Consider the following 21,787-nt stretch of genomic DNA (forward strand, 5'->3'; position numbering starts at 1 on the left):
AATTGAACTCCCATTCCCTCAGATAAAGTGTTCAATCTTATTTGGCGGGAACTGTCCACTTTAGTTTATCAGTCACAGCTTAGTTTCATCGGGTAACTTTCTATCCAAAATCGAATGTTTTCCAATATAGTAATTATATAGTTTCTGATAGCGTGGCAATTCTAATTTATGTTTAGCAATAGCATTTTTAATTTCTTCAACTGTAACCAAAGGTTAACCTCCTTCTATATTCCTAATAATTTTCTATCAAATGATTGGAGACGACTATGTTCCTTAAATAAAGAAACTGCCATTTCTAACGAATCCGGTGCATCATCATTTTTTGCTTTGGCTGTATAATCCAAAACTTGTTGATTGTAAATTTTGTTGTTTTTATTAAATTTTACATATCCATTTGAGATATGAGGCTGTAACGCTACAATTCTTTCATGTTTCTTGGAACGAGAATTTATGGAAACAATATCAATATAGAATCCATTTTTAATCAATTCTTTTCTTAACTGCTCCAATAGCAATTCTTGGAAATTTACTGTTTCAACACCAATACGATTAACTGGATACATTTTTACTTTTTCAATTACTGCTTTAATAAGGACGTCTGGCTTTAACCTTCTACAATCCCCTTCAATGACATTAAAATAACCGTCAGTATCTTTTCCTAAAACTGTAATTGCGGAAAAGTCTGCACGGTTATTTTTCCCTAATGATGGATCAATAGTTAAAACTACTTCTTCCATTTCATGAGGATCAACTCCATCATGATAATGTAGTTCCTGGAATATTCTATCCTTAGTTGATTTAGGATCGTTTTGTAATTCCTTAGAAAAAGCATCGTTACCAATTTCAATTTTTTTCATCATTAAATCGTAATAATCCATTTTTTCTTGCCAGATTACCTCAGTACCTTCAAGCATAGCTTCTTTATTATTTTCAAAGAAAGTTTCCGCTGCTGATAATCTATATGGATTAGATAAATCATTAACAATTTCTTCCCATTCAACCCATAATTTTTCATTAGTGGCAAATGAAATAACCGCTTGATAAAAAAGACTAAAATATGTAGGGTTATTTTGAACATCTAATACTAAATCATCTTCTCCCATTCGTGTACCAATAAATAGGTTAGATGTATATGTATCTCCAATATTACCGAGTGATTCATAGTAAAAATTCTTTAATGCTTGCATTTTTGATTCACTTGCAGAACTAGAATCCTTCTGAATATCATCTGAAATCACTAAATGAGGACGCATTTCACCGTATTTAATACCCCTCAGAGTTGAATCGGCTCCCTTAGCCATAATACATGTATTATTTGTAAGCTCTAATTTGTCACTATTCCAAGTGTTACCTTTTAATTCTCCAAAATCCTCAAGTATAGCTTCATTGGTTTCAAGTTCCTTACGTATGGATTTAAGAAAATCTTGTGCCATATCTTCTGAAGCACTGACTAACAAGATGAAAGGTTTCTTGTGAAAAAGTAAACAGTACAATGGAATTTTGAATGAACCAAGTGTACTTTTGGAAAATCCCCTTGGAGCAATTACACATACATTCTTTAATACTCCATCTAATATTTTTTGAAGATGATCTTCAATTTCTTTATGGAATTCCGGTGAGGGACGTTCGAAGTATTTCGGGAAGTATGCTTTACCAAAGTAAGTTTTATCAATTTCAGCGATTTTCTTACGCAGGCCATTTTTCCCTGTTAATTTATTTTTATATTTATTTAAAATTTCCTTTGCATCATCCTCAGAAAAATTTTGTAGAAGATGATTAACTAGCAATTCTTTTTGTTTAGAATCTAACATAAAGTTTCCTCCTTTCTTCCAATTTTAAGGGACTGAAAATTTCAAAAAAATTCTGTGACACCTGCTGTAGCAATTTTCATGCCAATTTAGAAAGCACCCCACACTCCTTGATATAGAGGTTTTAAGTCTACCGAGGGATATATGTATTCCAATCAATAAAGCTCAATGTAAAGCAATCTGGTACGAATAAAAGGCATATAAATTTTTAAAAAAGCAAAATAAAAACGACTACTAGTTATTGTAATCGCCTTTATTTCACGCTTATTCAATTGATTCTAATGCAATTTCCTGGTCTTTTTGTTTAGTTTGAGTGTAAATAGCAACTGTTGACATATTACTATGTCCCAATATAGATTGTATAGTTGTTATGGCAACATTAGGATTGTTAATTAATTTATATCCCACTGAATGTCTAAGCATGTGAGCCGATACATTAATACCTATCTTGTCACCATATTTCTTAAGTATTAAATCTACTGCATTTCGTTTGATTCCACCACGTTGTCCTATCAAAAGGTTATTCCCTTTGTCACTTGGTCTAACCTTCAAATATTCTTGAATCGATTCCCTTGCAGTCTTATTTAATGATATTGTTCTCCACTTATCACCTTTACCATGCACTTTAAGAGTACCCTTCTTTTCAGTAATGGTTATATGCTCTAATTCAATATCACATAATTCACTAACACGAACACCAGTATTTCTTAATAATTCGAATAGGCAAATATGCATCTTATTACCTGCAAGATATATTTCTTTTCTTAATCGCTTTTCTTCAGTTTCATCTAAGCCCTTAAATTCTAACGGAGTTGTATCTTTAATTGTCTTAACATGAAGTTTATCCTCAAGAATTCCTTCATTAAATAACCATTCAACAAAACGATTGATACTAACAATTTTTCTATTGGCTGTCTTTAATTTTACCGTCTTTTCTAATTCCTTACGATAATCATTTAATTCAAATTGCTGCAAGGTATTAATATCATGGTTAGTTTGATCACTATACCAATTAACAAATAACCGAATATCACGTACATAGCTTTCGATTGTTTTTGGACTCTTATCTTGACTAGAAAGAAACTCTTTATATTTATGGATAATATCCATCATGATACAACCCCTTAACCGTTTATTGTTAAGTCAATTATAACATGATGGGAGCGAGTACTCAAGACATAATATTAAGTTATGTCTTGAGTTTTGGTTTTAAAAAAGTAATAAACCCATTTAAATCAAGGATTTGCATTTTCTCATTGAGTGATTATGCACAAAAAACTCAAGACATAATGTTTTTACAAATCATTGATCCATTGTTTTCTTTTCCTTTAACATATCCATCAACTCATTATAGTCATCATCATTTGAATTCTTATCTTCAAAGACAATGGTTTTACTATTCATTCCGGCCTTTTCTAATGCACTATTAATAGCCTGTAACTGTGCATATACTTTCTTTACATCAGCAATGTTACCCTTTGCTATGTCCAATAATGATTTAGATAAGTCTCTTGAGTTCATTTTCAATAATCTAAGAGCATTCTTCATAGTTTGATCTGTCAGCTTATTTATATAATCTTGGGCTTCTTCATTCTCTAGTAGTTTATATAATGAAGAACGATTAGCATAACCATGATCATTAGCAATCTCGGTCACAGTTTTCTCACCTCTGAAATAATCAGTAAGCATCTGCATTTCACGCTCAGTTAGCACATACCCCACCCCCTATCATGTGTACGTTTGTTTGTGGAACGCTCGATATTTTTATGTATTTCAATTTAATTAAACTCTAATACTCATATGTATTTCTAGATTGTTCCCTACTAAAAAATTGACATTTCTTTTTCCACACTATGTAAAAATAGTATATAAAAAACACCCGACAATAAATCGGATGCTTCAGTTATAAATTTCCCATATTCTTTTATTATTCGGGTATATTTCAAGTTGTCTCATTGCTGCTTTCTGTCCGGCATATATATCTTGGACATAAACATCTAAGGTTTCATCTTGAGTTACATTGTAAAAAGTTTCTTCACCTAGGGTTTCTATATCGCCAGAAATAACATCTCCTATATTCGGAAGCTGCATTTCTAAAACCTCTACTATACTAAATGTATTGTTTTCAGTAAGCAAAGCTATCCATCCTTTTTGGTGATTAATCATATACACTTTTGACCTCATTATAATATCTACCCCAATCCAAATTTTGTTTCGGTTACAATAGTGTAATTTGACATAGAGAATAAAAGTCCTGCTTATTTATAGTGTTTCTTTCCTATACTCTAACGATCCTTACTGCCTTTATTATTTAATTGTTCAAGCAGTTCTTTGTTTTCCAATGACATATCTTTTATTACTTTCTGTGTTTCTTTAATTTTATCTTCCAATAGAGCACTAGCCTCTAACACAGAATAGATTCTCTCATACACGGATGTAATTGATTCCTTTGGGTATGAATCCATAAGGATTTTAAACAAACTTGAGTTCAGTGCGATTTTAAACTCATTATAGATTGTTTTCACTTTTTTACTCTTGGTAAACTTCATGTTGGTAAAGTGTTTAATAATAAAATATCCAATCAAATCTTCTTCCTCAATTTTAGGAACGGTAAACTTAACCTTTTGACATTCCTGGAAAAATTCTTGTAATTCCTTTACTAAATCACGCACTTTTTCTGGTTTAAAATAAGGAAACATTTTAACAGTATACTCTTTACCTTGTACAGTCACCGGAATCTCTACGAACTCGTCATAAATGGCAATCTCATCTTTTAATTGCGCGACACTAAATTGTTTACTCATTTTCATCCTCCTTTAGGTTTAATTAATATAAATGTAAAAGAATAAGCTCTTTCAAGCTTAAATATATTCCAAACTAGGCAATTCCGTACTCCCTAGCCCATACTTGAATTGAACTTCTAGATACATTAAATTTATTTGCAATCTGAACCTTATTCATTGATCTAAGCATTTCCTCAAGTTCTTCTTTACTAGGTCGCTCTTTCTTTTTCTTTTCGTAATATTCGGCCTGACATTCTTTAGAACAAAACTTATCATTCTGTAATAAATACTCAAAGCAATTTTTACATTGTTCGATATAATACTCTTCTGGAGCATCTGCTTCAATTTGTTCTTTTAAGCCCGTTCGATTTATCCAACTATGTATTTTCGTATGTTGTCCTTTTAATAAGACAAGTAGGTTTCTTTTACGGTTATCCTGTCTATTAAAATTCAGATGATGAACTACCTCATCCTCATACAATTGCCTACCCAACATCAATTCAGCAACTAAAATGTGCTCATAAATATAACCAGCATTACTTCCCTTTTTAAAGCAAGATGGATGATCAGGCTTATAAACAATTATGTACCCATTTATTTCTCTTTTGTTGGCTTTCACTTCTTCAATCCTTTATTTTTAGATAATCCTATAATCTTAAATAACTTAAGTTTGATCCATTGATTTATGCTAGAACGAGGTGCTTCCTTCAGTACAGGTTCTCTCTGTTCCATGGTTGCTAAAGCCATTTCCAGACCATTATAAATTCCAGTCATATAAGGATCATGTTGTGTATTCGGCTCATTAGCTTGAATATCTAATATTTCAGCAACATGAACAACTCGCTTTTCCAATGGGACATACCTACTTTTCCTACTCATTGACTCCACCTCAGTTCTCTACAATAATTTTTGCCATCCTATATTCCGGTTGTGATCTTACGTATTCGATAATTGCTTGCTCTTTATTAGAATCAATGTTATTAGCTTTATGTTTAAAGTACATAGAGACATAAGCCTCACTAATATTAACAGCCATTGCAATGTCCTTTATTTTTATTCTTTTTCTCATTCTCTCCGCATTTAATTCATTAATCATTTCATATTCCACGACAACTCCCCTCCTTTTAAATGATTTAGAAAATATAGGTATTTAAATAAATGACTGTACATTCCCATTAAATTTATTAATTAATTTCTTCAACAAAAAAATAGGCAGCCATCGGCCGCCCATTCAAGGATACATAATTCAGGAGAATCAGTACGACTGGCACTCAATCGCACTCTACAATCAATAACACAGAGAAGGTTATAGACTGTAGAGTAATAATGAGTTTATGCTTGCATTCTCCCCGCCCTAGTGTTAAACTTATAATTACGGGAACGATTAACCATTTTTATCAAAATATAAGCAGAGAAGTTCCGCCCTTGGCGATCCATTAGCTTTCCTTCCCCTAAGACCATTATCTTTTTTCACACTAAAAGAAAAACCCCTTGACAAATAAGGGGGTTAGTAGATTGTTATTCTATTATACTGCCACTGAGCGTGACATTTTCTCTTTTTCTCTTTGACGCTGCTTTCTTAATCTAGCATTCTCTTTATTTCTTTCCTTCTGACATTCATCACATCTTACTTGACGCTGTTTAGGATTTTCAATCACTACATGGCATTCCTTACATTCTTTAATCCCATTGATATTCCACTGAAGATTCCGCACAATTTCCCAGCCAAAACAGAACCACAATGTTTGCTTATGTTTATCATCTTGTTGTTCATACAGGTATTTAATAAGAACATCAGTAACATGCCTAGCAGTCCCTAATTGCAAAAACTTCTTTCTAATATCTTTATATACTTGAAGTTCAATCCCCTTTTTGGTCATTTCACCTTGATTCTTAATTTGATCCTTTAAGACCTTTGTTTTATTCTTATTTTCCTTTATGTATAGTTGAATAATTTTCTGGTCAACTTCAGTTAATTCGTAATCTTTTTCACTCATCAATTCCCTAAAATTGAAATCACCCACAACCTTTTCAAAGTGTATTCTCTTGTTTGGTATAATTTTATTAAGTTGATTGACCACACTATTATTTATCGACTCAACTTGTTTAGACTTTTTATCCTTTGCATACTTGAAAAAGCTAGGGACTTTCTTTTTTGAATATGTTTTAAGTTTGTCCATTATTTCTTGTGGACGTTCAGGAGACCAAAGAGTTTTTGCAAAATCGATATAGGCATTTGATTCAAAACATAAAATTCTGATTAAATCTAACTCTTCTTGACCAACTTTTCCTGAGTTCCAAATCTTACAGATTTCATTCGCTAAACTCCCAATCATAGGAGCTTTTGAATATGCTGCTATCAATGCCTTATATAGATTTTCATTTGTAATTTCCTCTTTATTTGCCGATGCTAATTTATATTGTAGTGGTTTGATACCCATCATGTGTTCTTCCGCAACAGAAACGGCTAGAGGATCAGAAACGATAAGACTGTCATCACCATCTACATCAAACATAAGTTGCTTAGAGATTAAATCTTTTGTACTAGTGTAAATATCATTTGTTATATACCATTCATTTACATCTTCATTTCTTACATTTAGCCTTACACAATGCTCCCTGAAGTTATGTGGACTTCGGAGCACATCAAGCTTTTTACCGTCATCATACAAACGGCAACTAACTTCTCCATTATTTAATAATCCATTAGGCACTTCAATCCCAAGGAATAGCCATTCACACAGTGCAAATAAATCAGGTGCAATATATGTACGCTTTGTTCCATCAATAATTAACTTCCCAGCCCTGGCACTCTTTACCAATGAGTTCTTCTTATCTTTAATCACTTCTCGACTGTAGGTATCGTTAATAAGTTGAGGATAAATTTCAACTGCTCTTTGGAATGGATTCTTTTTCTTATTTGAATCATCAGCACCAATCAAACGTTTCATTACTTCCAAGTCAGTTCCAATTCCTTCGATTTCACTAACTGTTTTAGAAGCAAGCATTTCGATTTGTTCCGTTTTCATTTCATTAAGACTTTGCAAAACTTGATAATTTAACGTCTTATCTTCAAAAGTATCGGCAGATTCCTTACAGATAGATGCTTCGCACCCATATTTCTTAAATGCTTTCTGATACCTTTTCCATCCTTCGTTATTTGGTGCTTCAAAGAATTTAGCCATTTTAAACTGCGATTCGGTAAATATGTATTTAATCCCTTTTTCAACAACATTATGCTCCTTGCCGTAGATATCCTTTAAAATTGGATTCCCATTAAATATTTCAATGAACTTATCATATGAAAACGGGATCATTAGACCTTTGAAGAATGGCATCCTCATCTGAAATGACTTATTCTCTTCACCCTCAACAGGTAAATACATCCCTGCTCCATCTACATGATTAATTTCAATATCCATTTCCCTTGGTTCAATATCATAAGTTTCATGGTCAATATAATCCACTTCAGCATCCTTAATGGTTGTGGTAAAGTCAGGTACAACAATAGCCTTTGTAATATCAAAACCACCCCAGGGTGTACTAGCTGTATTGCATAGGGCAGTATAAGCATTATATTTATTGAGGTTCATACCGCCATGTTTATTGATTTCTTTGATACTTAGACCGCACATAAGCTTATTTTTTATTTTGTTGTAAACCTTTGTCTTAATCCAGATGGATTTCTTATTTCTAATGTTTCCAGCACTTGAAGTTAGATATTGATAACGTTCTCCAAATTCATTTTCAAATCCATTTTTCATCAAATCCTCAAAAATCATATATCTGAAAGCTCTCACAACAATTATATCTGTACTAGTTTCATCTTCTTTAATTCCTAGGCTTCTTGTAAGCGAAGATTCAAACTGCGAAATTAAGTTAGAATTCTTCAGTGCATCCGCTCTAAGTATTCGGGTTCCTCTGTGTTCAGATGCTGCTTTATCAAGCGCAACCTCCAAATTATTTTCACATGTGATTAGGTACTGCTCTGACTTATGTAATAATGATTTCTTATTTATATTGAATTGGTATGATTTCTCATTAAATATAAGATAATCATTAATTAGATCCCTAAACACCTCAAATTTTTCATTGTATTTGTTTAACTTTTTTTCTAGCTTATTTACTTTTTGATAATATCTATTGTAATCATCATCTTTCTTTATAAGACTATTAATTTCCGTTCTAAATTGCTTAAGTGGCCTAACTATTTCTTCTAACTGTGATTTATATCCCCTGCATTCAAGCAATTGTTCATTTAGTTTTGATTCCTTTTTATTGTAAAAACTTGAAGTATCGACTGAGTAAATATATATCTGTTTATCTAATCCTGTGCTCATTGATTTATTCCCTCCTAAAATTTGAATAATTGAAATAAAAACAACTTACCTGGAAGCACTTCTAATTAATTTCGGGAAGCTGGCAGGTGACAACTGTTCCTCCGTAATTCCCATTTCTTCTTTTATCTTTTTATTTGAAGAAATTCGCTCTAGGTCATATTTAACAAGCATTTCACCGATGCAACGTTTAATGAGATTTTCCTTCAGTTTCTTTTGACCTTTAAAGTAAAGCTTTAATTCCTCAATAATTTCCTTTTCAGTTGTCCATCCCTTTGCATTAATGAGATTTAAAGCAGTCCTTTCCAACATCGAAACAACGTCTTTATGTAACTCAGGTATTTCTTTATCTTGATCCTGAGGAAAAACTCTATTAGCTTCTTCCCTTCCATAGTTTCTAAGGATGCCTTCATAATTCATTGTCTTTGTTGTTAAGCCTTTTGAATTCCAATCCTCACAACGTTTATCTAGTTCAGCGAAAAAGTCATAGCTATAAAGCTTCATTTCATAAATGTTATTTCGGTACTTATAATTCTTTTGGCGCTGATAATTTAAATGTAAAGTTAATAAATTTTTTGGAACCTCTTTGTCACTCAATTTGTAAATAAGCTTAAAAAATGTGAAGAAGTTCATTCTAATACTTGTATTGGTAGGACTTCTCATAAACCTTTCAGCAATTGTATTTATCGAATAATAAAATAAAAGCCTTGGGTCATCGCTATTTGCAGGTAAATTTTCCTTAACCAAATCAAGCAATATGTATAAATTATCCAAATACCCATATCGACTAAACAGCTTATAAAAGCTAGGATATAAATCTTGAAGCTCTTCAGATTGGAGGATGTATTTGTAAGCGTCAATTTCTTCTTTAAGCAGTTTTTGAGCTTCATTTTCTTTAATTTCGACTTTATAAACTTTCATTAAGAAATCTTTCGCTTCAACCATCGAACAATTTAACAACTTTTCTACGATCTGAATGATTGTCCCAGCAAATGGATATGACGTTGAATGGCATTTATATAGCCAATGGCCGTTACCTTTTTCAGATTTATATATACTTCCACTCGGCTTATCTTCATCGTGAAAAATGTCATATATTGAATTTGAATGAACGCCTAAAAAGCATTTTAAGTCTTGCTTCTTTAAATAGTCATACACTTGGTTATTGTTATGTAATGTTATAGGCTTAGGATTAATACCTTTATGTAATGAATGTATATTTCTTTGTTTTATTAGTTGAATGTTACTTGCTAATTTGTTATCATATTTAATAGGTTGATATGTATTGGTTGATTTATTTGGTTTATTTAAAGGTTTATTTAAAGGTTTATTATTTAATTGATTACTATTATTAATATTTAAAGTTATATTTGAACTGCTACTACTAGACCCTTTGGTGGGATATAGAAGATACAACCCTTTTATATCCTCCCAAAGGGTATAATTATTTTTCAGTCGATTATTATAGTCAATAATATGTAATTCTCTGCCACCATAGAATAATCGACTTCCATCTTTACAAGATTGATCAGCCATAGGATACATATCCAATAATTTTTCAATCGCTTGCTTACATTGGATTAGGTTATAAAATGGCTTATCAAATATAAATACGACTCTAAATTTTGGATGATCTTTAGTATGAGAGAATGTTGTATAGATAAATGCAGCATTTTTTTTTATAAATTTATCTTCTAATGCATCTTCAAGTGTCATAGTGACATCTTTTACATTTACCATTTTCCCGTCTTCATTTTTCACTTTACTTTCATTATCAAAATCCAGCGCTACTACTTGCTGAGATTTCCAATGTGATTCATTTCTCCTAACTTGCCCCCTTTCATTTTTATCCAAATAGCTACACATAAAAGTTTTCCCACTAACAATTTCACTTGCTAATTCTTCAGGCTTCATTTGCTTTGGATGATGGATAATTGCGTTGGTGATTCTTCCAGCATCGTTCGGCTTTGCTTTATATTCTTTAGGATGAAGCATGAGTTTTAAAGTTTGGTTCATTGAACTCCCCCGATCTGTCTTTTATCTATTTGTTAAATGTGCTTTTAATTAAAAAATCTCAGAATCCAGAAATGGATTGTAAATAGCGCGCTGCATATGTATTTAATTTCACTGGCCTGTGATCACTACGTTGAATCATGGCTACTTCTTTAGCCATACTTAGCTTCATATGATGATCTGCAATTTCAGCAAATGGATTCTTTGGGTTATTGGTTGGTCTTTTTTGACTAACCAATATAAAGTCAATGTTTTCAACGAATCCGTAGCTAATCATTCTTTCGAACCAATCATTGTATCTTGTCTTCTTTGTCCTCTATAACTACTTTTTATAAAGAAATCTTGAGAAGTGAAATTTCCTTTTTCAAGTATTGGCATCCACTCCCTCCATAAACGACCATGTGTCTCCCAATTCAAAGAGAGCATGAGAAATCTCTCCTTCTTCTATGCAAACGTCTAGATCATAAAACATATCGCCATCCCATACTATTGTTGATCCGTTTGAAAGACTATAAAAGCTGTCTCCTTCTTTAATGTCACCTTTTTCAGCTAGTAGCCATAATTGTGAATTAGTAAACGTTAAGTTTTTCTTCATATTATTTCCTATCTCCGTTAATACGTCCGTGACATTATCCAGAAACGCATCCCTTTCTTTTCTGGAAGTCATTTCTGTTTCATTTGAAGCAAATTTCACTATTTTTTTAGGTGGTAAATTCTTTTTAATTTCTGCAAATCTAGTAGGGAATTGCTCTTTAACCCAGTTATTTACCTTTGATTTATTGACGTTACCGAATCCGAATTTTACAAGTACCGCTCGTTTGATTTGATCATCCTTCATAATTTCAGTGAATAGTTGAGACATTATTTACGTTCCTCCTTTTCTTCATTCATCCACCCCTCATCATCTATTTGATAATATTCTTCACCTTCGATTACACGATAATATAAGTTCACTCTATCCCTCGCTGCATCTCTATATCCATCAGCTTCCTCCTTCTCAGCCATGTCTTTCAGATAATCTATGTACTCATCCTCAAGTCCGTTTTTATAGATAAAATGTTCTACAATTCCGTGAAAATAAATATTTCTTTCAACTTGTTTCGATTTTTTAAGACCTAATTTAGCTGTTTTTTCAAGTTCATTTTTTAAAACGGTAAACGCACTAGATAGTTCCTCGTATTCACCCAATATGTAGTTGATATTTTCCCTTAATAAATCCGCTTCAGGTTTATGTTTCTCCTTCATTTCTAACCTTTTAATGCGTAAGCATTGTTTACGCATTTGCGCATTAGCCTTTTCAAAGTCATAAATTTTTGTCATATTAAAATTTCCTCCATTTTTATTTTTTAACTGTAAAATAATAGTTACATTTTATACCTTTGGAATTTCTTTTCCTGTTATGTCACTTGTAATTTTTGCCAACATGTTAAAAGATTGTTTAAGTATATTAAACGAATTATTGAGCGTTTCATAATTCTCCACGTGTCCATTGTGCAAATCTTTCATCATATCCATATTAATTTTAATAAAGCCGTTAAATGAATCCATTAAATATTCCTGCTCATGCTTAAGAATACTACCCTCACTTGCCCTTACAATTAAATTTGTTAATTCTTTCAATTGAGCTTCATGTATTGCCATTTTAGTTATTGAGTTCATTATAAATATCTCCTTTTCTCATTGATTAACTTTGATATCATCGTAATATTCGCCAAAATCCTGTTTAACTAACTTCAAGCTGAAACAACTCCAAGGCCATTTTATAAGCATTCTCAATAATCTTTGCTGCTTGTACCGGCTTCCCTTCTTCAAATTTAGTTAGTGTAGAAGGCGCACAACCAATTTTTCGTGACATTCCAGCTTTAGTGATTCCTAATGTTTCTCTCTCTGATTTAAGCTCTTGTCCAATTTCCAGCCAACTTTTTTGATGTTCCTGAATCCAATTATCATTATTAAATCCTCCATTTTTTTCATTTTTCATCCAATGACTAACAGACATAAAGAAACTAAACTATCGCCGTACAATCTTTATTGCCCCCACTCAGAAGCTTACAAATAACTTCATCGGCTTCGAACGCAATTTTAAGACACTTCCTTAGTTTGAAGATTGAACCGCTTGAAATAGCCTCTAATAACTCCTGATGACTCTTATTTGCAAATGCTGCGCTAATAATCTGAAAAACTACTGAATCAACAATATATGTAGGCTCATAGTTTTTTAGATTATTGATAGTAGAGATAAGCATGTCTCTATTCATTTCAACTGATTGTGCAACAAATTCATCGAAACCTTTTTGATATTCGTTGGGTCTATTTGCTTTTGCTGCTGTTAAATCTACTAATGCGTTCATTATTTTTCCTCCATATTAATTTATTTTATATTTAACAAAATGCTGGCACTCGAATAAAATCCGATATTGCGTGTTGTATGTCATAGTCGGTGATTTGGTATTCTTGTATTGTTTCTTCGATGATTGGATGGAATTCTGCCCACCCATCTTGCTGTCTTAAAGTATTTAAGTGATGGAGGTATTGATCTTCCAAGTTACTCTCCATGATAAAGTCATTCATCAAAATCATTCTTTGAGTGTTCAATAAACCGTTAGAGTAATTGACTTGGTGATTTGTTAAATCAGGTGTTTTCATAAAATGTTACCTCCATAAAAAAAATTAAGTATGTAGATTATGAAATTTGATACCACTTATATGTATTATTTTGACTATTTCTTTGAAGCAAATTTAATAGATCTTTTCTAGAAATCTTCTATCTCCGACTTATCTTAACCGCATAAAGCTCCCCCGAAGCAACTAGACAAGATGTATTGAGAATCTTCCACACCCAACACTTCTTTATTTAGAATATCCACTCCAATTAAATCCCCTCCTTTCATTTGGTTCATGATAAATATATCATCATATTTAATGAGGGTCAACCATTTTTATGATATTTATTTAATAAACTTTCAAAATCCCCCAAAAAATATCACTAAAGTATCATACGGGTTCTGAGTGGAACAACATTTTATAATGTATAGCATAAAAACCTGAAACTTATTATATCTCATGAAATAAATTGACTATTAATATTTAATGATTCATGATATTTTATAATAAGAATTAAATGTAGGAGTGGTAAGTATGATAAGGAAATATAGACCTAACTTCGATGGCAATATTGGAGAATATCTACACCTGTTAAGAAGATCAAAAAAGATTAATTCAACGGAATTATCTAAAGCCGTAGGTAAAAGTGCAGCTTATATAAGTCAAATTGAAAACGGAAGAAATAAAAATCCAGATTATAAAACAATGTATGAAATATTAAAGCATTTGGGTATTGAGGAAAATAAAATTGAAGATTATTTATATCATTTTAATATTTACTCTCCTGATTACCTTGCATGGGAAGAGGAAAGAGCTATTGCCGCAATGCAACCACCAACCGAAGAAGATTTTGAAGAATGGCAAAGGCAATCCGAGTATTTTGAACAACAGGACAAGATAGAATCACATGAAAGAAAAGCTGATCAAGTTTTTAAAAAATACTTTGAAGAAACTCCTGAGGACGATTTAGTATATGACATTATAAAAGAAAACATAAAACATATGGTCTATGTTTTCGATAATATGGTTGAACATGATTTAAACAATGCTTTTGATTTAATTACTGGATTAGGTAAAGTTTTTGATGAAGTACCAACAAATGAACATTTATATAAATTTATGATTAAATTTTTCTCTGCAAAAGTACCTGCATTAGATGAGAAAGGAATGATTAAAGTATTAAATACTCTTTACGATGAATCGAATCGTGTTGAAACTGAAAGAACAAAATTTGGTAAACCTCATTTACAACTGCAAATTAAAGAGTTATAGAAGGAGGAAGTATTATGGATGGTTTAGTTCATAAAGATCCAGATTCTACGAAATGGTAAGCGAAGGCAGCTCTAGTTGAAGTTAAAATTGATATAAAGCCACCTCTTATATACGGGAAATGACTTTATATCAATACTGGGGGAAAATTGGGAATATTGCACTTGTTTATTATCTTCTTTCTAACTTTCCCTTAAATTCTTCACATTGTTGGATCACATATTTAGGAAGCTTTTTCTTATCAGCTTCACATAGATAATTAAAGTTTAATTTTGTCCTATTTCCTTTTACACGAATGAAAACAGATGCTACACTTTCATCAGGGTAGATATTCGCAGACACGGTATATTTACCATTTGGGGCATCCCACTTGTGGCGAGTGGCTGCTCCTTCTTTGCTTTCTTGAATATCATTAAATTTAGAATCCATAAGCAAAACAAGGAACGGTTTGTTTAAATCTGCTTTATGTAGGTCGTAAATTTGTGCTGGTGTTAAAGGATAGTCTTCTAATTTATCAACATGCCATTGAAGTAATTTTGTGATAAATAATTTTTCCAGTGCTTCTTTTCTATCTAAATTAAACAAATTTACAAATTCTGTTTTTGTTAATGAGCTATTCTCTAATCTTTTTCTGTGAATTGAATTTAATACAAAAAATGCTCTATTTTCTCTCTCAGTGAATGACTCTTGTAAAACCTCCACAAAATCTTCTCGGGAATTAACTAGCGACTGAATCATGTTTAATACCATTCCTGCCTTTTCATTTACTTCAAAAAAATCTACAACTTGCTCCTGAACTGCTAACATTTTAACCTCTCCCTTATTCCATAATTAGACTTGAATTGCTTTATCCGCTCCTACGAAAACTTCGATGTAAAAACAAAATCACACACTTAACAAAAGTCCTGCAATCATCTACCACTCCTTTACTTATTAAGTTTTACTTGTTAGGTTAAATATACTCTAATTATTTTCAAGTGTCAACAACTTTAACTAAAAAAGTTTTACTTAATAAGTAAAGTGTTTTATAGTAATCTTATAGGGGAGGGGATAACAATGAGTGAATCAAAAAAGAAAAGAGATATTAAACCAATTAATGAGTGTGATTTTGTTATAAATTTACCTAAAACTCTTCAAGAATTAGGACTTACAAGGAATGCACTTGCTGTAGAATCAAAGATTAGACCTTTAACAATCAATGAAATAGCCAGTGGTAAAGTAAAACAGATCAACTTTAGCACCCTTGAATCAATCCTAGAAGCTTTAAATCGAATAGTGAAAGAAAAAGGTATAGATAAACAATATAAAGTATCAGACGTATTCGAATATCAATTTGGGGAGGACACAAAAGAGGATAGTGAGTAATTCTTTGTAGTAAAAGGAGCTTAAAAACATGAATAAAAAGAATTTCTTTATCTTATTAACAGTAGTTTTAATGGCGGTGTTTATATCTGCTTGCGGGAGTCAATCTGAACAAAATAACGAAGATAGCGATAGGAAAGATAAGGTTACTAAAGAAGAAAATAAAAATAATGAAAAAGCAGGCGAAGGAAATTCTCCTAACAAAAATGTCGAAGAGTTTGATAAAGGCAATATTAAAGATACAACTTCAACTGATCATTTTGAACAAGATGAAAACACAGTTGGGGATTCAAGTAGTAGTGAAGAAAAAGATCCGCTTTCCGATTATTCAGCAAAGGAAATTGAATATGCTCGTGTTTGGTTGGAAGTAGTGGGTAATAAAGATATAGACACACTCAAGGTTAGCCATCCTTCAGAAGAAGAATCAGTAAGTGTTAAGTATCCAGAAGGTGTAGTACACTTGTTTACAGATTTTCTAGCAGGGGGGAACGTATACTATAATAGTAACGGAGACGGAAGCATTAATTTATATGATTTTCCTACTCGTTGGCCTTCTCCTGAACAATTAAAAGAAGAAAGAAATCAAACAATGGAAGAATACATCCAAGATATTAATGATAACCCTGAGAAAGTGATGATTGATCCAGGGGATGATGAAGAAGTCGAAAAAATAATTAAAAAAATAGAAATTTTAGATTGAACAAACGGGTGCGATTCTTTAAGAAAGAAAAAGTGAATGGTCGATACGTATTAGTCATGTACAATATGTATCGACCTCTATTTTTATGACTTTCTACGATTTAGATCTTGATATCCTCCATTTGCTATTGGATATTTTTGTCCAACTGTAATGTAATCAATGATTTCAACGATTCCAAATTTGGAATCCCCTCAAATTTAACCAACGGAGAATTCCGTTCGTTAAATATCTTTATTGAAATTAAGTATATTGGGATTTTGGACTCCCAAGATTTCGGGAGACGTCAATTTTTCATTTCCACTATATATTTAAACAGTCAAAATAAAGAACATCCTTGCTTCTTATTGGCTAAAAAAGGCTGTGATGTTGTGATAATGAAGAAATCACGACCCTGTAGTTTTGCAGACTCCAGATTTGGATTGTGGTCTAAAATGGCAACATAACCATTGATGTCACACATTCAGCAAGACACGTTGATTCTCTTCAGTCATGTATGCCAATTGCTCTGCTGCTGTTGTACCTATTTTCTTGGATGAGACTAAGGATTGGAGTTGCGGGATGAGATCGTGGAGTTTTAGGATTCGCTTAGTAGTGCGTTCGGTTTCTCCGATAGTGTCGGCTATATCAGAAACTGTGCCATTTTGTCCTAGTTTTGTCGGACGCCCATCCCTAACGCCCCAATATTCCCGCAAGAAATTCGCTATTCTGCTTTTCTTTATCGGGTCAGTTTCGGCTTGTCCTCTCCGATAAAGTCCGCTATGTCTTGTCGAGTTTTCAAGTGGTCATTTTGTCCACTTGCCCTCTCCGATTACATCTGCTATATCACCTAGGCCATTTTGTCCTAGGTTTGTCGGATACCGAACCGCCATTTTGACGGTTTGCTATGTCTGCCGTTGTTTTAGATTGGACATTTTGTCCACTCATAGTATGCCGATTCATTCCGTGTCTAACGCCCCAATACTCCTTCAAAAAATTAGCAATCCTACTCTTTTTAATCGGATCAGTTTCCGCTTGCCCTCTCCGATAGTGTCGGCTATATCACCTAGGCCATTTTGTCCTAGGTTGCCTCCGCCATTTTGGCGAACCCTATCGTGTTGATTAGTTCCGTTTTGCCTCCGCCATTTTGATATATCAGTTAGGCCATTTTGTCCTAACTCTTTTCTCGTTCCCTGATTGACTCCCCAAAACTCCTTCAAGAAATTAGCTATCCTACTTTTCTTTATCGGGTCAGTTTCCGCCTGTCCTCACTATTAATATAGTATCGCAAACGATATATTTCATCGCATTTTTTTGACACAATGACTTGACTTTGATCTTACGCCCTTATACTTTTGGTTGAGGTGTATGGACAACGGCTTGGAAGCAAAGTTGTTGCCTACGCTCAATTGACTAAAAAAATAATCAAATGAACATAGGCAAGCGACACTTTTGTATATCGGGTTATGGTATCCGTATTGTTTAGCCCCTGTTTAGTCGTGGATTATTCATCCAAACAAGCCTACTGTCAAAAGTTTGCCCATGACAGGTTTTGAGAGTCCAAATTTGTATTCTCATACTTATAGCTTATCTTGCAGGTATATCTACCTCAAACTTTCCACCGAACCGTTAATTGCCGTTCTCGCAATTCAGCAACGGACATAAACAGGGTAATGTCATTTGTTGCCTAGGCTTAGTTATTGCATCGGTTAAGCCATAACCTTTCCAGTTTTTTTTGTTCTTGGTGTGAGTTGGCTGTCCACCAATGGAATACCCTGCCCTTTTAGGCAATAGGAAATTAAACCTTGCAAACTACAATTTTTTTGCGTAGAATGAAGGCAGGGTATATCCTATTCAGTTGTGAGTAGGGTGATTAACGAACCGAGTCATGAGTGATTGCCGTCACTTGTGACTCTTTTTGTATTTCTTGTTTAAATGAATCCCATCCATATAGGTAGATATTTATAGCTGCAAGCCCTAGAAGTGTTAAGGGTATAAAGCCTATGACAAAGAATAAAGCCCCCATAAGGGTAAAGACACCTCCTTCCTCTGCTATCGCTAGGGTTATTCCTCATGAACTTTTACAACCTCAACATCAAAGTCATGTACAGTTGGATTGATCAGATTCCCGTCCGTCTGTTGGATAGACAATTGTATTTGCTCAATGGCTGCCATATCATCAAGTTGCATTTTTCCCGTTGTTAGGGCTTCACGTTTATTTTGTGCTTCAACCTCAATTGAAATTGGTAACTTGATAAATGCGAAAACTTCATATTTTTGTTTGGTAATTGTTGGCATTGTAATTCCTCCTGATTATTTCAATTTGATTAGTACTGGCATTCTTGTGGAAGAAGATGTTTGACTTGATCAGTCCAGTAGTCAAAGAAAACAGCCATTTCTTCGCCCTGCATATCGAGTATTCTTTTGCCGTATGGGAGTATGGTAAAATCTTCAATGACAATGGAATCCATATCAAAGTTATCCTCGATCCAATTCATTACTTTTTGCTCGTATTGGTTGAATTGATCTGTTTGCATGGCTTGTCCCTCCTGATTAAATATCTTCAAAACCATCCTCAATGACATTTTCTAAGTCTTTACCGTAAATCTGAACATACCTTTTTAATACTTCTAATGATTGGTGTCCTGTTAGGCGTTGCAATACGAAAAGGTTTGTACCTGCTTCAACTTTAAGACGGCAGAATGTCCTTCTAAACGCATGAGGACTTACAGTAACACTTTTATTAACCCCTGTAATATCCCCATAATGTTTCAATCTGCTTTGAATTGATCTTTCATTTAATGGGCGATTCTCCACACTGATAAATAAGGAATCATGATCTAATACCCCACGTTCGGTAATATAATATTTCAGTACGGTCTTTAAACGGTCTGTAAGGGGTATTCTACGTGCATAACGGTTTTTGGTACGTTGCACGTTGATTGCTCCCTTTCCTTCAAATGACACGTCTTGTACTTCCAATGAGGTTAATTCAGTAAGCCTTATGCCAGTATGGGCAAAGACTAACATTAAAGTCAGGTCTCTCAATCCAACAAATGTATTAAGGTCAGGGGCATCAAGTAATTTTTTCAGTTGGCTTTTTGAAAAGGTAGCCCCTACTTCATGACGCTCCTTTAACTTTGCAACTCCCTCATAAGGATTGGAATTGACATAACCTTTATTGATTAAATAATTGTAAAATGTTTTTCCGGCTGTTAGTCTTGAATTAATCGTGGTTATTGCGCTGCCTGCCTTTTGATGATGGATGATTAAATTTTCAATATCTTTCGTTGTAACTTTTTGAACATTATCAAGGGGAACATCAAGTTCAGCAAAAGCCCTCATTGTCTGTTTTAATTCTTTTTGATAATACTGAATTGTATATGGGGAAAGCCCTTTGATCTGACATTGTTTTAAAAAATCAGTTGAAGCATCTGAAAAGGTTATTGTTTTTTCTTTTTGAATAGGTTCAAAGTTTTGTACTTCAACCTTTTTTAAAACGTCTCTTCTTTTTTTAATTTTGAGGAAACCTCCTTTGCATATTTTGCAAGGGGTCATTATGTCGTGGTAGTTTTCGTGGTATTATTTCATGAAAAAATCGGCTAAAATTGAACACAAAAAAGGTGTTCCCACGAAAATAAATTCAATGGAAACACCTTTAAATCAACGTTTCGGAGAAACGCCCTCGGCAGGAATCGAACCCACATTTCAAGAACCGGAATCTTGCGTGTTATCCGTTACACTACGAGGGCAAATTTTTACCGTACGATATATGATTATAATCGATAAATATGAAGCTTGCAACCCTTAATATAGTTTAAAATATGGCGAGTTGGTTAATATGGTGGTAGGACATTCTTCTTTTGTCAGGAAAAAGCGAATCGTTTGACCTTTCTTGACCATCAATGTATGATAACATTACACATGAAGTTACTACAATGAAACTGACCGATTGATTAGACAGTTTAAAGAGGAGGAGAAAAATGAATTTAATTCCAACAGTTATTGAGCAAACAAATCGCGGGGAACGAGCATACGACATTTATTCAAGGTTACTTAAGGACCGGATCATCATGCTTGGCAGTGGGATAGACGATAATGTGGCAAACTCAATTGTCGCACAGCTTTTATTCCTTGAAGCGGAAAACCCTGAAAAAGATATATCCATTTACATTAACAGCCCAGGCGGCAGTATCACAGCCGGCATGGCAATCTACGATACAATGCAGTTCATCAAACCGAATGTTCAAACCATTTGCATCGGTATGGCGGCTTCTATGGGAGCTTTCCTGCTTGCAGCTGGAACAAAGGGCAAACGTTACGCATTGCCAAATAGTGAAGTAATGATTCACCAGCCTCTTGGAGGCGCTCAAGGACAGGCAACTGAAATTGAGATTGCAGCAAGACGTATTTTGTTCATGCGTGAAAAGCTCAACAAAATCTTGGCTGAACGTACTGGACAACCGCTTGAAGTGATTGAGCGAGATACTGACCGCGATAACTTCATGACTGCGGAAAAAGCGAAAGAATATGGTTTGATTGATCACATCATTGACCGAAATGAAGGCTTTACTAAAGAAAAGTAAAATGACCGCCAAAAAGGCTATCCTGAAAGTCTGTCAAAAGACTCAAAGGATAGCCCTTTTGTTGTTTCATTAGCGGTCATTTTCAACGAAATCCGCCAGTGTATGAATCGCATCTTCTTCATCCGGTCCTTCAGCAATCAATTTAATCGATGCTCCAGTTCCGGCTGCAAGGCTCATCAAGCCCATAATGCTTTTTGCATTAACCTTTTTACCGTCTTTTTCAATGAAGACATCTGATGAAAAACGGTTAGCCTCCTGCACAAATTGCGCTGCTGGTCTAGCTTGCAATCCTGATTTCAATCCTACTGTTACTTCTTTTTCTGCCAATTTGCTTCCTCCTTCATTTTTC

Annotated in this window: 28 protein-coding genes, 1 tRNA gene and 1 pseudogene; 4 read left to right on the forward strand and 26 right to left on the reverse strand. The window is 33.5% G+C overall.

The window, feature by feature from the left end; translation table 11 throughout:
* Positions 1 to 72 precede the first annotated feature (72 nt).
* From H9631_RS05555 to H9631_RS05640, 18 genes and pseudogenes are all read right to left on the reverse strand, one after another.
* Positions 73 to 210, reverse strand: coding sequence for a hypothetical protein (locus tag H9631_RS05555; protein WP_191810763.1), 138 nt, complete (start codon positions 208 to 210; stop codon positions 73 to 75).
* Positions 211 to 224: 14 nt separating this feature from the next.
* Positions 225 to 1,811 carry a phage terminase large subunit gene (gene terL / locus H9631_RS05560; RefSeq protein ID WP_191810765.1) on the reverse strand — a complete coding sequence of 529 codons (1,587 nt, stop codon included), beginning with the start codon at positions 1,809 to 1,811 and terminating at the stop codon, positions 225 to 227.
* Positions 1,812 to 2,072: 261 nt separating this feature from the next.
* Positions 2,073 to 2,921, reverse strand: coding sequence for a tyrosine-type recombinase/integrase (locus tag H9631_RS05565; protein ID WP_191810767.1), 849 nt, complete (start codon positions 2,919 to 2,921; stop codon positions 2,073 to 2,075).
* Positions 2,922 to 3,110: 189 nt separating this feature from the next.
* On the reverse strand, positions 3,111 to 3,521 hold the full coding sequence (locus H9631_RS05570; protein WP_191810769.1) for a hypothetical protein: 411 nt from the start codon (positions 3,519 to 3,521) through the stop codon (positions 3,111 to 3,113).
* Positions 3,522 to 3,707: 186 nt separating this feature from the next.
* Positions 3,708 to 3,980: a hypothetical protein gene (locus H9631_RS05575; RefSeq protein WP_191810771.1), complete on the reverse strand. Its 273-nt coding sequence runs from the start codon at positions 3,978 to 3,980 to the stop codon at positions 3,708 to 3,710.
* Between the two features lie 113 nt (positions 3,981 to 4,093).
* Complete coding sequence (locus H9631_RS05580; RefSeq protein ID WP_191810773.1) at positions 4,094 to 4,612, reverse strand: hypothetical protein; 519 nt, start codon at positions 4,610 to 4,612, stop codon at positions 4,094 to 4,096.
* 73 nt (positions 4,613 to 4,685) lie between these two features.
* Complete coding sequence (locus H9631_RS05585; protein ID WP_191810775.1) at positions 4,686 to 5,210, reverse strand: HNH endonuclease; 525 nt, start codon at positions 5,208 to 5,210, stop codon at positions 4,686 to 4,688.
* Positions 5,207 to 5,470 carry a hypothetical protein gene (locus H9631_RS05590; RefSeq protein WP_191810777.1) on the reverse strand — a complete coding sequence of 88 codons (264 nt, stop codon included), beginning with the start codon at positions 5,468 to 5,470 and terminating at the stop codon, positions 5,207 to 5,209. The genes H9631_RS05585 and H9631_RS05590 overlap by 4 nt, the downstream gene beginning before the upstream one ends.
* Before the next feature lie 10 nt (positions 5,471 to 5,480).
* Positions 5,481 to 5,699, reverse strand: a complete 219-nt coding sequence (locus H9631_RS05595) for a hypothetical protein (protein WP_191810779.1) — start codon at positions 5,697 to 5,699, stop codon at positions 5,481 to 5,483.
* Positions 5,700 to 6,117: 418 nt separating this feature from the next.
* Entirely contained in the window at positions 6,118 to 8,931 is a 2,814-nt protein-coding gene (locus H9631_RS05600; protein WP_191810781.1) for a hypothetical protein, read from the reverse strand.
* A 45-nt stretch (positions 8,932 to 8,976) separates the two neighbouring features.
* Positions 8,977 to 10,944 (reverse strand): hypothetical protein, encoded by a 1,968-nt coding sequence (locus H9631_RS05605; RefSeq protein ID WP_191810783.1) that lies wholly within the window; start codon positions 10,942 to 10,944, stop codon positions 8,977 to 8,979.
* 58 nt (positions 10,945 to 11,002) lie between these two features.
* Positions 11,003 to 11,236: pseudogene (locus tag H9631_RS05610) on the reverse strand (antA/AntB antirepressor family protein); the annotation flags it as partial.
* 69 nt (positions 11,237 to 11,305) lie between these two features.
* Positions 11,306 to 11,803, reverse strand: coding sequence for a hypothetical protein (locus tag H9631_RS05615; protein WP_191810787.1), 498 nt, complete (start codon positions 11,801 to 11,803; stop codon positions 11,306 to 11,308).
* Positions 11,803 to 12,261, reverse strand: coding sequence for a hypothetical protein (locus tag H9631_RS05620; protein WP_191810789.1), 459 nt, complete (start codon positions 12,259 to 12,261; stop codon positions 11,803 to 11,805). The genes H9631_RS05615 and H9631_RS05620 overlap by 1 nt, the downstream gene beginning before the upstream one ends.
* Positions 12,262 to 12,312: 51 nt before the next feature.
* A complete protein-coding gene (locus H9631_RS05625) occupies positions 12,313 to 12,600 on the reverse strand; it encodes a hypothetical protein (protein ID WP_191810791.1) in 288 nt (95 codons plus the stop codon).
* A gap of 64 nt (positions 12,601 to 12,664) precedes the next feature.
* Complete coding sequence (locus H9631_RS05630) at positions 12,665 to 12,922, reverse strand: helix-turn-helix domain-containing protein (RefSeq protein ID WP_191810793.1); 258 nt, start codon at positions 12,920 to 12,922, stop codon at positions 12,665 to 12,667.
* A gap of 25 nt (positions 12,923 to 12,947) precedes the next feature.
* Positions 12,948 to 13,292 carry a hypothetical protein gene (locus H9631_RS05635; RefSeq protein ID WP_191810795.1) on the reverse strand — a complete coding sequence of 115 codons (345 nt, stop codon included), beginning with the start codon at positions 13,290 to 13,292 and terminating at the stop codon, positions 12,948 to 12,950.
* A 31-nt stretch (positions 13,293 to 13,323) separates the two neighbouring features.
* A complete protein-coding gene (locus tag H9631_RS05640; protein ID WP_191810796.1) occupies positions 13,324 to 13,587 on the reverse strand; it encodes a hypothetical protein in 264 nt (87 codons plus the stop codon).
* Between the two features lie 492 nt (positions 13,588 to 14,079).
* Between H9631_RS05640 and H9631_RS05645 the strand changes: the two genes are divergently transcribed.
* Positions 14,080 to 14,817, forward strand: a complete 738-nt coding sequence (locus H9631_RS05645; protein ID WP_191810798.1) for a helix-turn-helix domain-containing protein — start codon at positions 14,080 to 14,082, stop codon at positions 14,815 to 14,817.
* Between the two features lie 168 nt (positions 14,818 to 14,985).
* On the opposite strand, the gene H9631_RS05650 is transcribed toward H9631_RS05645, so the two are convergent.
* Positions 14,986 to 15,621, reverse strand: coding sequence for a hypothetical protein (locus H9631_RS05650; RefSeq protein ID WP_191810800.1), 636 nt, complete (start codon positions 15,619 to 15,621; stop codon positions 14,986 to 14,988).
* 249 nt (positions 15,622 to 15,870) lie between these two features.
* Here H9631_RS05650 and H9631_RS05655 point away from each other — a divergent pair, with 249 nt between their 5' ends.
* Both H9631_RS05655 and H9631_RS05660 read left to right on the forward strand, forming a co-directional pair.
* Positions 15,871 to 16,179, forward strand: coding sequence for a helix-turn-helix domain-containing protein (locus H9631_RS05655; protein WP_225220888.1), 309 nt, complete (start codon positions 15,871 to 15,873; stop codon positions 16,177 to 16,179).
* Between the two features lie 28 nt (positions 16,180 to 16,207).
* A complete protein-coding gene (locus H9631_RS05660; protein ID WP_191810802.1) occupies positions 16,208 to 16,876 on the forward strand; it encodes a hypothetical protein in 669 nt (222 codons plus the stop codon).
* Between the two features lie 965 nt (positions 16,877 to 17,841).
* Here H9631_RS05660 and H9631_RS05665 read toward each other — a convergent pair.
* From H9631_RS05665 to H9631_RS05690, 6 genes are all read right to left on the reverse strand, one after another.
* Positions 17,842 to 18,072: a hypothetical protein gene (locus H9631_RS05665; protein WP_191810804.1), complete on the reverse strand. Its 231-nt coding sequence runs from the start codon at positions 18,070 to 18,072 to the stop codon at positions 17,842 to 17,844.
* A 653-nt stretch (positions 18,073 to 18,725) separates the two neighbouring features.
* On the reverse strand, positions 18,726 to 18,878 hold the full coding sequence (locus H9631_RS05670; protein ID WP_191810806.1) for a hypothetical protein: 153 nt from the start codon (positions 18,876 to 18,878) through the stop codon (positions 18,726 to 18,728).
* A gap of 38 nt (positions 18,879 to 18,916) precedes the next feature.
* The gene (locus tag H9631_RS05675; RefSeq protein WP_191810808.1) at positions 18,917 to 19,150 is read right to left on the reverse strand and encodes a hypothetical protein; all 234 of its coding nucleotides are present in this window, start codon (positions 19,148 to 19,150) and stop codon (positions 18,917 to 18,919) included.
* Between the two features lie 29 nt (positions 19,151 to 19,179).
* Entirely contained in the window at positions 19,180 to 19,389 is a 210-nt protein-coding gene (locus tag H9631_RS05680; RefSeq protein WP_191810810.1) for a hypothetical protein, read from the reverse strand.
* A 16-nt stretch (positions 19,390 to 19,405) separates the two neighbouring features.
* Positions 19,406 to 20,410, reverse strand: coding sequence for a tyrosine-type recombinase/integrase (locus H9631_RS05685; protein WP_191810812.1), 1,005 nt, complete (start codon positions 20,408 to 20,410; stop codon positions 19,406 to 19,408).
* 122 nt (positions 20,411 to 20,532) lie between these two features.
* A tRNA-Arg gene (locus H9631_RS05690) sits at positions 20,533 to 20,604 on the reverse strand.
* Between the two features lie 231 nt (positions 20,605 to 20,835).
* Between H9631_RS05690 and clpP the strand changes: the two genes are divergently transcribed.
* Positions 20,836 to 21,438: an ATP-dependent Clp endopeptidase proteolytic subunit ClpP gene (clpP, locus tag H9631_RS05695; RefSeq protein WP_191810814.1), complete on the forward strand. Its 603-nt coding sequence runs from the start codon at positions 20,836 to 20,838 to the stop codon at positions 21,436 to 21,438.
* Between the two features lie 69 nt (positions 21,439 to 21,507).
* Here the strand turns inward: clpP and H9631_RS05700 are convergent, their stop codons facing one another.
* Complete coding sequence (locus H9631_RS05700; RefSeq protein ID WP_191810817.1) at positions 21,508 to 21,765, reverse strand: HPr family phosphocarrier protein; 258 nt, start codon at positions 21,763 to 21,765, stop codon at positions 21,508 to 21,510.
* Between the last annotated feature and the right edge of the window lie 22 nt (positions 21,766 to 21,787).

This window comes from Bacillus norwichensis (assembly GCF_014836955.1).
Lineage (GTDB): Bacteria > Bacillota > Bacilli > Bacillales > Bacillaceae_C > Siminovitchia > Siminovitchia norwichensis.

Coding starts and splice junctions, on each gene's coding strand:
- terL (WP_191810765.1), bottom strand. CDS start 1,811: ATGTTAGATTCTAAACAAAAAGAATTGCTAGTTAATCATCTTCTACAA.
- H9631_RS05565 (WP_191810767.1), bottom strand. CDS start 2,921: ATGATGGATATTATCCATAAATATAAAGAGTTTCTTTCTAGTCAAGAT.
- H9631_RS05580 (WP_191810773.1), bottom strand. CDS start 4,612: ATGAGTAAACAATTTAGTGTCGCGCAATTAAAAGATGAGATTGCCATT.
- H9631_RS05590 (WP_191810777.1), bottom strand. CDS start 5,470: ATGAGTAGGAAAAGTAGGTATGTCCCATTGGAAAAGCGAGTTGTTCAT.
- H9631_RS05600 (WP_191810781.1), bottom strand. CDS start 8,931: ATGAGCACAGGATTAGATAAACAGATATATATTTACTCAGTCGATACT.
- H9631_RS05605 (WP_191810783.1), bottom strand. CDS start 10,944: ATGAACCAAACTTTAAAACTCATGCTTCATCCTAAAGAATATAAAGCA.
- H9631_RS05615 (WP_191810787.1), bottom strand. CDS start 11,803: ATGTCTCAACTATTCACTGAAATTATGAAGGATGATCAAATCAAACGA.
- H9631_RS05620 (WP_191810789.1), bottom strand. CDS start 12,261: ATGACAAAAATTTATGACTTTGAAAAGGCTAATGCGCAAATGCGTAAA.
- H9631_RS05625 (WP_191810791.1), bottom strand. CDS start 12,600: ATGAACTCAATAACTAAAATGGCAATACATGAAGCTCAATTGAAAGAA.
- H9631_RS05630 (WP_191810793.1), bottom strand. CDS start 12,922: ATGAAAAATGAAAAAAATGGAGGATTTAATAATGATAATTGGATTCAG.
- H9631_RS05635 (WP_191810795.1), bottom strand. CDS start 13,292: ATGAACGCATTAGTAGATTTAACAGCAGCAAAAGCAAATAGACCCAAC.
- H9631_RS05640 (WP_191810796.1), bottom strand. CDS start 13,587: ATGAAAACACCTGATTTAACAAATCACCAAGTCAATTACTCTAACGGT.
- H9631_RS05645 (WP_191810798.1), top strand. CDS start 14,080: ATGATAAGGAAATATAGACCTAACTTCGATGGCAATATTGGAGAATAT.
- H9631_RS05650 (WP_191810800.1), bottom strand. CDS start 15,621: ATGTTAGCAGTTCAGGAGCAAGTTGTAGATTTTTTTGAAGTAAATGAA.
- H9631_RS05655 (WP_225220888.1), top strand. CDS start 15,871: ATGAGTGAATCAAAAAAGAAAAGAGATATTAAACCAATTAATGAGTGT.
- H9631_RS05660 (WP_191810802.1), top strand. CDS start 16,208: ATGAATAAAAAGAATTTCTTTATCTTATTAACAGTAGTTTTAATGGCG.
- H9631_RS05670 (WP_191810806.1), bottom strand. CDS start 18,878: ATGGGGGCTTTATTCTTTGTCATAGGCTTTATACCCTTAACACTTCTA.
- H9631_RS05675 (WP_191810808.1), bottom strand. CDS start 19,150: ATGCCAACAATTACCAAACAAAAATATGAAGTTTTCGCATTTATCAAG.
- H9631_RS05680 (WP_191810810.1), bottom strand. CDS start 19,389: ATGCAAACAGATCAATTCAACCAATACGAGCAAAAAGTAATGAATTGG.
- H9631_RS05685 (WP_191810812.1), bottom strand. CDS start 20,410: ATGACCCCTTGCAAAATATGCAAAGGAGGTTTCCTCAAAATTAAAAAA.
- clpP (WP_191810814.1), top strand. CDS start 20,836: ATGAATTTAATTCCAACAGTTATTGAGCAAACAAATCGCGGGGAACGA.